This is a genomic window from Microbispora sp. H10949 (assembly GCF_014161435.1).
Lineage (GTDB): Bacteria > Actinomycetota > Actinomycetes > Streptosporangiales > Streptosporangiaceae > Microbispora > Microbispora triticiradicis.
Map to the genome: position 1 here is coordinate 200953 of NZ_JABBWZ010000011.1, position 12161 is coordinate 213113.

General features: G+C 70.7%; 12 protein-coding genes. 9 read left to right on the top strand and 3 right to left on the bottom strand.

Features of this window, described 5'->3' with window-relative positions:
* The first annotated feature begins 16 nt into the window (after positions 1-16).
* The 3 genes from HHX40_RS27565 to HHX40_RS27575 all read left to right on the top strand — a co-directional run bounded on the left by HHX40_RS27565 (position 17) and on the right by HHX40_RS27575 (position 1395).
* Complete coding sequence (locus tag HHX40_RS27565; protein WP_117410089.1) at positions 17-340, top strand: hypothetical protein; 324 nt, start codon at positions 17-19, stop codon at positions 338-340.
* A 150-nt stretch (positions 341-490) separates the two neighbouring features.
* On the top strand, positions 491-985 hold the full coding sequence (locus HHX40_RS27570; protein ID WP_117410088.1) for a beta-class carbonic anhydrase: 495 nt from the start codon (positions 491-493) through the stop codon (positions 983-985).
* A gap of 131 nt (positions 986-1116) precedes the next feature.
* Positions 1117-1395, top strand: a complete 279-nt coding sequence (locus HHX40_RS27575; protein WP_182882898.1) for a hypothetical protein — start codon at positions 1117-1119, stop codon at positions 1393-1395.
* 38 nt (positions 1396-1433) lie between these two features.
* On the opposite strand, the gene HHX40_RS27580 is transcribed toward HHX40_RS27575, so the two are convergent.
* On the bottom strand, positions 1434-3506 hold the full coding sequence (locus HHX40_RS27580; protein WP_182876525.1) for a DNA gyrase/topoisomerase IV subunit B: 2073 nt from the start codon (positions 3504-3506) through the stop codon (positions 1434-1436).
* 246 nt (positions 3507-3752) lie between these two features.
* On the opposite strand from HHX40_RS27580, the gene HHX40_RS27585 reads away from it, so the two are divergent.
* Complete coding sequence (locus HHX40_RS27585; protein WP_117410085.1) at positions 3753-3983, top strand: hypothetical protein; 231 nt, start codon at positions 3753-3755, stop codon at positions 3981-3983.
* 119 nt (positions 3984-4102) lie between these two features.
* On the opposite strand, the gene HHX40_RS27590 is transcribed toward HHX40_RS27585, so the two are convergent.
* Positions 4103-4873, bottom strand: coding sequence for a GNAT family N-acetyltransferase (locus tag HHX40_RS27590; RefSeq protein WP_182882899.1), 771 nt, complete (start codon positions 4871-4873; stop codon positions 4103-4105).
* Between the two features lie 106 nt (positions 4874-4979).
* Here HHX40_RS27590 and HHX40_RS27595 point away from each other — a divergent pair, with 106 nt between their 5' ends.
* From HHX40_RS27595 to HHX40_RS27605, 3 genes are read left to right on the top strand one after another with little or no spacing between them, the layout of a single operon-like run.
* Positions 4980-6341, top strand: a complete 1362-nt coding sequence (locus tag HHX40_RS27595) for an extracellular solute-binding protein (protein ID WP_220499644.1) — start codon at positions 4980-4982, stop codon at positions 6339-6341.
* 4 nt (positions 6342-6345) lie between these two features.
* On the top strand, positions 6346-7278 hold the full coding sequence (locus HHX40_RS27600; RefSeq protein WP_138462566.1) for a carbohydrate ABC transporter permease: 933 nt from the start codon (positions 6346-6348) through the stop codon (positions 7276-7278).
* The gene (locus HHX40_RS27605) at positions 7275-8195 is read left to right on the top strand and encodes a carbohydrate ABC transporter permease (RefSeq protein ID WP_182882901.1); all 921 of its coding nucleotides are present in this window, start codon (positions 7275-7277) and stop codon (positions 8193-8195) included. The genes HHX40_RS27600 and HHX40_RS27605 overlap by 4 nt, the downstream gene beginning before the upstream one ends.
* Here HHX40_RS27605 and HHX40_RS27610 read toward each other — a convergent pair.
* On the bottom strand, positions 8192-8818 hold the full coding sequence (locus HHX40_RS27610; protein WP_310738315.1) for a GntR family transcriptional regulator: 627 nt from the start codon (positions 8816-8818) through the stop codon (positions 8192-8194). The two genes, HHX40_RS27605 and HHX40_RS27610, sit on opposite strands and share 4 nt — an antisense overlap.
* A gap of 64 nt (positions 8819-8882) precedes the next feature.
* Here HHX40_RS27610 and aceE point away from each other — a divergent pair, with 64 nt between their 5' ends.
* Together aceE and HHX40_RS27620 are read left to right on the top strand one after the other, a co-directional pair.
* On the top strand, positions 8883-11339 hold the full coding sequence (gene aceE, locus HHX40_RS27615; RefSeq protein ID WP_182882902.1) for a pyruvate dehydrogenase (acetyl-transferring), homodimeric type: 2457 nt from the start codon (positions 8883-8885) through the stop codon (positions 11337-11339).
* 72 nt (positions 11340-11411) lie between these two features.
* Positions 11412-12161 (top strand): YaaA family protein, encoded by a 750-nt coding sequence (locus HHX40_RS27620; protein ID WP_182882903.1) that lies wholly within the window; start codon positions 11412-11414, stop codon positions 12159-12161.

The following is a 12161-nucleotide window of genomic DNA, read 5'->3' on the forward strand; positions in this document are numbered from 1 at the left end:
ACAGGGTCGTGATCCGATGCGCCTGCTGACCCTTCCGGTGACGCTCATCGTGCTCGCCGTGCTCCTCTACCTGCTCTTCGCGGTCGTACGCCGGTCGGGGCCGGCGTCCCGGCGGAGCGTGGGCGGCCCTCCCCGCTGGGAGGCCGACACGGTCATGGAGAACGGGTGGACCCTGATCGTGGTGCGCAAGGTCGCCCCCGGCAGGAACGGCCCGGTGGAACTGACCAGGCAGACGGTCCGCGCCATCGCCGACGACGATCCCGACTGGGACGAGCGCTACCGGGAGGGCATGCTGGAGGCCCGCAACCGCGTCAGCACCCTGGAGATCGAGTCCGGCTGAGGCCCCCGCCTCCCGCTCGACGGCCCGAGGCTCCCGCGCGTCACCTTGAGGCGCTGGAGCCTCACCCTCCGTCATATTACCTATTGACTTGGTAGGAATCATCGGCAAAGGTGGGGGTCGACGACGACAGCGATCGAGAAGGGCACCCAGATGAGCGTCACCGACGAACTCCTCGCCAACGCCGAGCGGTACGCCGCCGGGTTCGACAAGGGGCACCTGCCGCTGCCACCCGCCCGGGGCGTGGCGGTCCTCGCCTGCATGGACGCCCGGCTCAACCCGTACGGCCTGCTCGGGCTGAGCGAAGGCGACGCGCACGTGATCCGCAACGCCGGCGGCGTGGTGACGGCCGACGAGCGGCGCAGCCTGGCGATCAGCCAGCGCCTGCTCGGCACCCGGGAGATCATCCTCATCCACCACACCGACTGCGGCATGCTGACCTTCACCGACGACGGCTTCCGGCGGGACATCGAGGCCGAGGTCGGGATCAAGCCCGACTGGGCCGCCGAGGCGTTCCCCGACCTGGACGCGGACGTCATCCAGTCGATCAACAGGATCACGGCCGACCCGTTCATCCCGCACAAGGACTCGGTGCGGGGATTCGTCTACGAGGTCGAGACCGGGCGCCTGCGCGAGGTCAAGCCCTGACGCGACCGCCGGCGGCCATGGCCGCGTCCGGGGAGTGACCGCTTCCGGACACCGCGTGGCAGATCGGCCCGGAGCCGGCCGGGTAGGGATGCGGAGGTCCGCACCTCCTCCCCCGGTAAAGGACGCCCCCCATGAACGCTCCGCTCAGACGCGCGCTCACGATCTGCGCCGCCGTGCTGGTGACCGGCGTCACCGCGGCGCCCGCCGCGGCCCTGGACGCCAACTACACCTGCACGAGCGGCACCCGGTACCTGATGTCCGACCTGCTGGGCTACTACATCTTCGGCAGCGGCTGCACCGGGTCGGGCACCGGGCCCTGGGGAACCGTCACCATCCCCTCCGGGAGCTACTTCTGCCAGAACGTGGGCTACTTCCCGGAGGCCGACTTCCTCAGCGCCCAGCGCTGCTGACAGGGCGGGGCTGACACGGCGCCCCCGGCGGGCGCCGGTCAGGCGTCGATGGCGTCGCGGTCCACCTCGGCGGCGCTGCCGATGATGAACTCGCGCCGCGGGCCCACGTCGCTGCCCATGAGGAGGCTGAAGATGCGCTCGGCCTCCTCCACGTCCTCGATCCGCACCCGGCGCAGGACGCGGTGGCGGGGGTCCATCGTCGTCTCGGCGAGCTGGTCGGCGTCCATCTCGCCGAGGCCCTTGTAGCGCTGCACCGGGTCCTTCCAGCGCTTGCCGCGCCGCTCCAGGTCGCGCAGGACCTTGTGCAGCTCCGCGTCGCTGTAGGTGTAGACGTACTTGTCCTGACCCCGCCCCGGGTTGGTGACCTCGATGCGGTGCAGCGGCGGCACCGCGGCGAACACCCGCCCGGCCTCGACCATCGGCTTCATGTACCGGTGGAAGAGCGTCAGCAGCAGGCACCGGATGTGCGCGCCGTCCACGTCCGCGTCGGCCATCAGGATGATCTTGCCGTACCGGGCCGACGCGATGTCGAACGAACGCCCGGAGCCCGCGCCCACCACCTGGATGATCGCGGCGCACTCGGCGTTCTTGAGCATGTCGGCGACCGACGCCTTCTGCACGTTGAGGATCTTGCCGCGGATCGGCAGCAGCGCCTGGAACTCCGAGTCGCGGGCCAGCTTCGCGGTGCCCAGCGCGGAGTCGCCCTCCACGATGAACAGCTCGCTGCGGTCCACGTCGTCGCTGCGGCAGTCGACCAGCTTGGCGGGCAGCGCCGAGTTCTCCAGGGCCGACTTGCGCCGCTGGTTGTCCCGGTGCTCCCGGGCCGCGATGCGGGCCTTGGCGGCGGCGACGACCTTCTCCAGGACCGCGCGCAGCTGCTGCTTCTGCCCCCGCTTGGGGCTGGCGAACAGCGCCTTGAGCTCACGGGAGACGACGTGGGCGACGATCCGGCTGGCCGCCGAGGTGCCGAGCACCTCCTTGGTCTGGCCCTCGAACTGCGGCTCGGGCACCCGCACGGTGACGACCGCGGTCAGGCCTTCGAGGATGTCCTCCTTGGTGACCGGCTCGTCGCCGTTCTTCAGCAGCCGGGTCTCCCGGAGCTGCTCGTTGACCGTGCGCACCAGCGCCCGCTCGAACCCGGCGACGTGGGTGCCGCCCTTCGGCGTGGCGATCACGTTCACGAAGGAGCGGACGGTCGTGTCGTAGCCCTTGCCCCAGCGGATCGCGACGTCGGCCGTGAGCTCCCGCTCGACCTCCGTCGACGTCATGTGGCCCTGGTCGTCGAGCACGGGGACGGTCTCGTGGAAGTGGCCCACGCCCTGCAGCCGCATCACCTCGCACACCGCCTCGTCCCGGGCGAGGAACTCGGTGAACTCGCTGATGCCGCCGTCGAAGCGGAAGGTCTCCTCGGCCGGCTCCTCGCCCCGGCTGTCCCGGACGACGAGGGTGAGCCCCGGCACCAGGAACGCCGTCTGGCGCAGCCGCACGTGGATCTCGTCGAGCGAGACCTCGGCCTCGGGCAGGAAGATCTGGCGGTCGGCCCAGAAGCGCACGCGGGTGCCGGTGAGCGCGCGGGGGGCGGCGCCGCCGTCGCGCAGGCCGGACTTCTTGCGGAACTTCGCCGTGGGGCCGTCGCCGTCGAACAGGCCGGGCACTCCCCGCCGGAAGCTGATCTGGTGGATCCGGCCGTCGCGGTCGACCTCGACGTCGAGGCGCGAGGACAGCGCGTTGACCACCGAGGCGCCCACGCCGTGCAGGCCGCCCGAGGCGCCGTAGGAGCCGCCGCCGAACTTGCCGCCCGCGTGGAGCTTGGTGTAGACCAGCTCGACTCCGGCCAGGCCGGTCTTGGGCTCGACGTCGACGGGGATGCCGCGCCCGTCGTCGCGCACCTCGATCGACCCGTCGCGGTGCAGTTCGACCTCGATCCGGGTGCAGAAGCCGCCCAGCGCCTCGTCGACCGCGTTGTCCACGATCTCCCACAGGCAGTGCATGAGGCCGCGTGTGTCGGTGGAGCCGATGTACATCCCCGGGCGCTTGCGGACGGCCTCGAGGCCTTCGAGCACAGAGAGATGACGGGCGGTGTACCCCGTCTCCGCGCGAACCGCAGTCACACCCAACTCCCACTTATCAATCGAACACGCGTACGCAGCTTAACGCCACTTCTGTTTGTACGCGTACAAGCTTGCCAGGCACAGCGGGTTGACCGGCACTTCGGCTGTGATCCCCGTCACTTCCAGGGGCATTCTGCTCTGGGCGTAGCCGCGCCATGATTGGGAACGCCCGCATCCGGTTAGATGTTGTCCCAAGTGACTGACGCCAACGACCCCGCATCCGTGGGGCGACCCGAAAGGCGATACGTGACTGGAGCTCTCGCCCCCGCCAAGCCGCTGACGGCCCTGGACCGGTGTGACCGGTGCGGTGCTCAGGCCTACATCCGCGCTACCCTGCCCGTGGGCGGGGAGCTGCTGTTCTGCGCCCACCACGGGCGTCAGCACGTGGCTGTACTGCGCGGCAAAGGTGCTGAGATCCAGGACGAGTCGGCCCGACTCTCCGCATCCCCCGCGACCGCCCCTGACGGCGAGCGCTGACCCCCATAGACGGCGTGCCGGAGCAGCACGACGACGACGTCGGCTCGGTGCGCCGTCACCATAGATTCCCAGATTCCCCGTCCGTCTCCATGCCGTACCTGACCTGACCGCGGTGCCCGTCAGGGCCGCACGCGGTAGTGGTAGCGGCCGGCCACGCCGAAGCCCTCCCGCTCGTAGAGCGCGCGGGCCGCGGCGTTGGCCTCCGTGACCACCAGGTAGGCGCTGTCCGCGCCTTGCCGCCGTCCCCAGGCGGCGAGGGCGCGCAGCACGGCTCCGCCCAGCCCGCGCCGCCTGGCGCGCGGCTGGACCGCCATGCAGTAGATCCCCAGCCAGCGGCCCTGCGGCACGCCCCGGCCCACCGCGTTCCCGTCCTCGTTCCCGTCGGCGTCCCCGTCCGGGTGGCCGCCGAGGAGGACGTAGCCGGCGGGCACCCCGGTGATGATCCGCTCGGCCCACACCCGCGCCGGGACGTCCCCGGCGGCGTTGTGCCGCCCGCCGTCCACGCTCCACCAGGTGCGCAGCCACCGCTCCGACGGCGCGCCCGCCACCTCCACCACGCCCTCGTCCGGCGTATCGGCGGACAGCGGCCCGGTCATCACCAGAGTGGGGTCCACCAGCCGGTATCCCCGGCGGTCGAGTTCCTCGTCGAGTCCCGGCGTCGCGCCCATGCCCACGGAGAACACGCACGGCAGGCCGGCTCCCGCGTAGAAGCGCTCGGCCCGGTCCACCGCCTCCGGCAGGTCCGCCCGCTCCCCCAGCGGCAGCACCGAGTTGGCCCGCTTCGTCACCCCGCCGGCGTGGCGGTAGACCCAGCTTCCCTCCGCGGCCCGTCCCGGCGCCGGCCACGCCTCGTCCACCAGCAGGTCGAACTGCGCCAGATCCCGACTCACCCGCCGCAGCCTAGCGGCCTCCCTGACCTGCGCTGCTCGCGTTTAGGTCGGACCTGGCGGGCAGAGGGAGCCGGCCTCTGTCCTTCGGCCCCCCAAAGGAGCGGCAGTGTCCCCTTCACGCAGGAGCCGTACCGGCATGGTCGTCCTGCCAGGCGCCCTGGCCGCGGTGCTGGCGGTGGCCGCGTGCGGCGGCGTGGGCTCCGGGAACGGCGCGCCGCCTGGCGGCGGAGCCGCCCTGACGACCATGGGCTTCGGCTTCCCCGACGAGATCGCCACAACCAGGGCCGACGCCTTCAAGAAGGCGCACCCCGAGGTGAAGCTCACCGTCAACCAGGGCCAGTTCGACGAGCAGGCGTTCCTGTCGGCGGTGGCGAGCGGCAACCCGCCGGACGTCGTCTACCTCGACCGCCAGCTCATCGGCACGTACGCCGCCAGGGGCGCGATCCAGCCCTTGGACGACTGTGTGGCCAAGGAGGGCATTCCGATGTCCGACTTCTACCCCGCCGCGCAGCAGCAGGTGAAGCTGAACGGCAAGTGGTACGCCGTGCCGGAGTTCTACACCTCGATCATCCTGCTGGTGAACGACAAGGCCGCCAAGGAGGCGGGGGCCGACCCGAAGAGCATCGACACCTCTGACTGGGACGCCCTGGCCGCGCTGGCGAAGAGGATGAACAAGGTCTCCGGCGGCAAGATCCGGCGCTTCGGCTTCTACCCGAAGCTGCCGGAGTTCCTCCCCCTGTGGGCCAAGGCCAACGGCGCCGACCTGCTGTCGGCGGACGGGAGGACCTCCCGGCTGGACGACCCGAAGGTCGCCGAGGCGCTCGGCTACGCGCAGGGGCTGCTGAAGGACCAGGGCGGCTGGACCAGGCTCAAGGCGTTCACCGACACCTTCGACTACTTCGGCGAGAAGAACCCGATCGCCGAGGACCAGATCGGGATGATGCTCACCGAGCAGTTCCTGGTCACCTCCCTGGCGAGTACCTCCCCCGACGCGAAGATCACCGTGCTGCCGTTCAAGGACAGGCGGGGCAACCCCCTCACCATGGTCGGCGGCAACGGGTGGGTCATTCCCAGGGGGGCGAAGCACCCTGACGTGGCCTGCCAGTGGATCAAGACGATGACCTCGGCCGACACCTGGATCGCGGCGGCGAAGGCGCGGGCGGCCAAGCGGGCGCAGGAGGGCAGGCCCTACCCGGGCACCTTCACCGCCAACGCCAAAGCCGACCAGGCGATCTTCTCGCAGATCGTGAAGCCCAGCGGGCACAAGCCGTACGACGACGCGACCAAGACGATCCTGGACGTGCAGGAAAAGGGGTTCGTCGTCCCGCAGTCACCCGCCGCGGCGGAGTTCCGCACCGCCTGGATCGACGCGGCGACCCGGGTGATGCAGGGGCGCCAGGACGCGAAGGCCGCCCTCTCCCAGGCGCATCAGGAGGCCGTCAAGGCCCTCCAGGCCGCGGCGGGCTGAGCGCATGGCACGCCCGCTGTCCGGACTGGCACGCCGGGAGGCGCGCTGGGCCTATGTGTTCCTGCTGCCGTGGCTGCTCGGCTTGGTGATCTTCCAGGCCGGACCCATGGTCGCCAGTCTGGTGCTGTCCCTGACCGACTACGACCTGATCTCCAGCCCGCGTTTCGTCGGCCTCGGCAACTACGCCGAGATGCTGGAGGACCCGAAGGTCGCCACGGCCATCGGCAACACGGCCTTCTACACCGTCCTGCACGTGCCGCTGGCCCTGGTGGTCTCTCTCGCACTCGCGCTGATGCTCAACCGCGTCACCGGCCGGGCCGCCGGGTTCTTCCGCACCGCCTTCTACCTGCCGTCGATGACGCCGTACGTCGCGGTGGGCGTGCTGTTCCTGTTCCTGCTGAACGGCCAGGCGGGACTGGTCAACCAGTTCCTCGGGCTGTTCGGCGTGGACGGACCGCAGTGGACGACCGATCCCGCGTGGGTCAAGCCCGGCGTCGTGCTGATGTCGCTGTGGAACCTCGGCTCGACGACGATCATCCTGTTCGCCGCCCTGCGCAACGTGCCGCGCGACCTGTACGAGGCCGCGATGATCGACGGCGCGGGTCCCTGGCAGCGGTTCCGCTCGGTCACCCTCCCGATGATCAGCTCCGCGCTGTTCTTCGTGGTGATCATCAACACCATCGCGGCACTGCAGATGTTCGACCAGGTCTACACGATGTTCTTCGGCAACCAGACCGCTCAGAACTCCTACGGCGACGCGGCCCTGTTCTACGTCGTCTACCTGTTCCAGCAGGGGTTCCAGTTCCTGCACATGGGCTACGCCTCGGCGCTCGCCTGGCTGCTGTTCGCGATCATCGCGGTCATCACGGTCGTGCAGGTGAAGGTCGGCAACCGGCTCGTCTACTACGAGGCCGAACCCCCGGGAGGGACGCGATGACCACGACGGCGGGCCGTACGCGGGCGGGACGCGCCGGGATCGCGGAACGGGCACGGGAGACGGCCCGCGACGACCGCCCGGGCACCGCCGGCACCCGCGGGGCGTTCTTCCTCGTCATGCTCTCGGCCGCCGCGGCGGTGTTCCTCTACCCGTTCGTGTGGCTGGTCGTGGCATCGCTGAAGCCGCGCGACCGCACGTTCTCCGATCCGTTCGTCCCCTGGCCGAACCCCTTCGCCCCGGAGAACTACGCGAACGTGTGGGACGCCGCGCCCATGCTGGCCTGGCTGTTCAACACCGTGTTCGTGGGAGTCGCGGCGGCCCTCGCCGTGACGGTCTCCAGTGCGTTCGTCGCCTTCGGCTTCGCCTACTTCCGCTTCCCCGGGAGGGGCGTGCTGTTCGGCAGCGTGCTCGCCACGATGATGCTCCCGGGTGCCGTCACGCTCGTGCCGACGTACCTGATCTGGAACACCGTCGGCCTGACCGGCACGCAGGTGCCACTGTGGGCGGGCAACCTGTTCGGCTCGGCGTTCTACATCTTCCTGCTGCGCCAGTTCTTCCTCGGCATCCCGCGCTACGTGTTCGAGGCGGCCAGGGTGGACGGAGCGTCCTACCTCGACCTGTTCCGGCGGATCGCGCTGCCCCTCGGCCGTCCGGCCCTGATCATCGCGTTCATCTTCGAGCTCAAGGCGAGCTGGTTCGATCTGATGAAGCCGCTGATCTACCTCCAGGACCCCGCGCTGTTCACGCTGCCGCGCGGGCTCAAGGCCGTGGTCGACCAGTTCTACCAGGGCGGCGACCCCAAGTGGGAGATCGTCCTGGCCGCCAGTGTGATCACCACTCTGCCGCTGGTCGTCATCTTCTTCGCCGGGCAGCGGTACTTCGTGCAGGGCATCGCCACGACCGGCCAGAAAGGCTAGGTCGTTTCCCCGGGCTCGGCCGGGGCGTAGCCGAGCACGTGCTCGCGGAGCAGGACACCCACCTCGGGGTCGCCCCGCTCGAACGCCTCCACGAGAGGTTCGTGGTCGGCGGCGTTCTCGTGCGGGCGCATCCGGAAGAGGCGGATCGACAGGTGGGTCCACACCTCGATGCCGAGCGACTCCCACACCGACAGCAGCACCGCGTTGCCCGAGGCTTTCACGATCTCCCGGTGGAAGGCGACGCCGTGCCGCACCTGGTCGTGCAGGGAACCGGTGTCCGCCGCGTCGTGCAGGCGGCGCAGGTGCGTACGCAGCGACTCCACGCGGGGCGTGCCCAGCCGGACGGCGGTCTCCTCCAGGCCCGCCCGCACCTGGTACACCTCGCGCAGATCGCTCCGGGTGAGCCTGCGGACCCGCGCGCCCTTGTTGGGCGCCGACTCGATGAGCCTGAGGGCCTCAAGTTCGCGCAACGCCTCGCGCACCGGCGCCTGGCTGACGCTCAGCTCGGCGGCCATGCGCCGCTCGACGAGGCGGTCGCCTGGCTTCCATCGGCCGTTGATCAGGCCGTCGAGCACGGCTTGCCGGATCTGGTCGCGAAGCGGCGACCGCACGACGGGTTCCACGAGACCGATGATAGGCGGCCGGGGGATACATCCTATGATCGATCATAGGGTGTTTAATGGATTCATGGACGCAGACCTGAATCCCCAGGAGACCGCCGAATGGCTCGAATCCCTTGAGGCGGTGCGCCGTGTGGCCGGTCCCGAACGGGCCGACTACCTGCTGAGGCGGCTGGCCACGACCACCCGCTACCTCAACACCGTGCCGACCTCCGAGGAGCCCGTCTACCCGGGCGACCTGGAGCTGGAGGCACGCATCGCCGCGTACGACCGGTGGAACGCCGCAGCGATGATCACCAGGGGAAGCCGCCTGGGGCTCGGCGGCCACCTGGCGACCTACGCCTCGGCCGCCTGGCTGTACGAGGTGGGCTTCAACCACTTCTTCCACGCCGGCCACGACCAGGTCTACTTCCAGGGCCACGCCTCCCCGGGCGTCTACGCCCGGGCCTTCCTGGAGGGCAGGCTGAGCGAGTCCCAGCTCGACCTGTTCAGGCGCGAGCCCGAGGGCGGGCTGCCGTCGTACCCGCATCCCCGGTCCATGCCGGACTTCTGGCAGTTCCCCACCGTCTCCATGGGGCTCGGGCCGCTCAACGCGATCTACCAGGCCAGGTTCAACCGCTATCTGCACAACCGCGGCGTCAAGGACACCTCGCGCAGCCACGTGTGGGCCTTCCTGGGCGACGGCGAGATGGACGAGCCGGAGTCCACGGCCGCCCTCACCCTGGCCGCCCGCGAAGGGCTCGACAACCTCACGTTCGTGATCAACTGCAACCTCCAGCGGCTCGACGGGCCGGTGCGGGGCAACACGCGCATAGTGCAGGAGCTGGAGAGCGTCTTCAGGGGCGCGGGCTGGCACGTCGTCAAGGCGCTGTGGGGCCGGGAATGGGACGGGCTGCTGGGCTCGGACGAGCTGGTGGCCCGGCTGGGCGAGGTGCCGGACGGGCAGTTCCAGACGTTCGCCGCCTCGACGGGCTCCTACATCAGGGAGCGGCTGTTCCAGGGACTGGACGTGCCGTACTCGGACGAGGACCTGCGGCGCGTCGTCGGCGGGTCGCGGGCGGGCCACGAGCCTCGGAAGGTGTACGCGGCCTACCGCAGGGCCCTGGACAACCGGGGCGCGCCCACGGTGATCCTCGTGCAGACGGTGAAGGGCTGGACCCTCGGCACGGGGATCGAGGCGCGCAACGCCAACCACCAGATGAAGAAGCTGACCCAGGACGAGTTCCGCGCCCTGCGCGACCGGCTCGGGCTGCCGGTGCCGGACGAGGCCCTCGACGGCGACCTGCCGCCGTACCTGCATCCCGGGCCGGACTCGCCGGAGGCGAGGTACGCCGCCGAGCGGCGCCGCGACCTGGGCGGGCCCGTCCCACGCCGCACGGTCTCCCACGCCCCGCTGCCGGCCCCGGGCGAGACGGCGTTCCGAGCCCTGGAGAAGGGCTCGAAGCAGCCGGTGGCGACGACGATGGCCTTCGTCCGCCTCGTCAAGGACCTGATGAAGGAGCCGGAGACGGGACGCCGCTGGGTGCCGATCGTGCCGGACGAGGCCAGGACGTTCGGCATGGAGTCGCTGTTCCCCACGGCCAAGATCTACTCGCCCCTGGGCCAGCGCTACGAGTCCGTCGACCGGGACCTGCTGCTGTCGTACAAGGAGGCGGCCGACGGGCAGATTCTCCTGGAAGGCATCACCGAGGCCGGGTCGATGGCGTCGTTCACGGCCGCGGCCTCCAGCTACGCCACCCACGGCGAGGTCATGATCCCCTTCTACATCTTCTACTCGATGTTCGGCTGGCAGCGCACCGGCGACCAGATGTGGGCGCTGGCCGACCAGCTCGGCCGCGGGTTCCTCGTCGGCGCGACCGCCGGCCGGACCACGATGACCGGGGAGGGCCTGCAGCACGCCGACGGCCACTCGCAGCTCCTCGCCTCCGCCAACCCCGCGTGCCTGGCCTACGATCCCGCCTTCGCGTACGAGGTGGGGACGATCGTGCGTGAGGGGCTCCGGCGCATGTACGGCCCCGACGGCGAGGACGTGTTCTACTACCTGACCGTCTACAACGAGCCGCAGCCCCAGCCGCCGATGCCCGAGGGATCCGAGGAGGGCATCCTCCGGGGCATCTACCGGTACGCCGCCGGCGGCGGTGACGCTCACCTGCTGGCCAGCGGCACCGCGGTCCACTGGGCCATGGACGCACAGCGCCTGCTCCGGGAGGAGTACGGCGTGGGCGTGGACGTGTGGTCCGTCACCTCCTGGAGCGAGCTTCGCCGCGACGCCATGACCACGACGGGTGTGCCCTACATCCGGCAGGCCCTGGCCGGGACCTCGGGGCCGGTGATCGCGGTCAGCGACTGGATGCGCGCGGTGCCGGACCAGATCAGCCCCTGGATCGACCGGCCGTGGACCTCGCTCGGCACCGACGGGTTCGGGCTGTCGGGCACCCGCGAGGCGGTCCGCAGGCATTTCGGGGTGGATCCGCGCTCGATCGCGGAGTCCGTGCTCAAGGCGGTGGAGACCGGGCGGGAGTGAGGGAACCCATCCCTGCGAGACAGTGCCCCGAGCGGGAACCTCTCCGGTGGGAGCGCAGTAAGCTGCGGAATCGTGCTCATCCTGCTGCCTCCGTCGGAGGGGAAGGCCGAGCGGGGGACCTCCCGCGTCCGCCGGCTGAGCTTCCCCGAACTCGCCGGCCCGCGCGAGAAGGTCCTCGACGCCCTCGTGTCGCTCTGCCACACGCCCGAGGCGCGCGACGTGCTGGGCCTGTCGGACGGGCAGGCCGGTGAGATCGAGCGCAACCGGGGGCTCCCCGCGGCGCGCACGCTGCCCGTCGCCGACCTCTACACGGGCGTGCTGTACGACAACCTCGGTCTCGGCACCCTCTCCCCCGAGGCGCGGCGGCGGGCCGACCGGAGGATCGTCGTCTTCTCCGGCCTGTGGGGCCTGCTGCGCCCCTCCGACCGGGTGCCGCCGTACCGGCTGTCCATGGGCGTACGCCTGCCGCCGATGGGCGGTCTGGCCGCGTTCTGGCGGCCGTCGATCAGTGCGGTGCTCGACGCGACGAAGGGCCTGGTGGTGGACATGCGGTCGGCGACGTACGCCGCCGCCTGGCAGCCCGGCGATCGCGGCGTGGCCGTGCGGGTGCTCAGGGAGTCGGCCGGGAAGCGGACGGTCGTCAGCCACATGGCGAAGGCCACGCGCGGCGTGGTCGCCCGCTCGCTGGTGGAGACCCCGGACCGGCCGCGTACGGCCGGCGACCTCGCCGACCTGCTGGCGAGTCTGGGGCACCGGGTCGAGCTGGCCGCGCCCGCCGGAGGGAACCGGCCGCGGACCCTCGACGTGATCGTGGACGAGTGA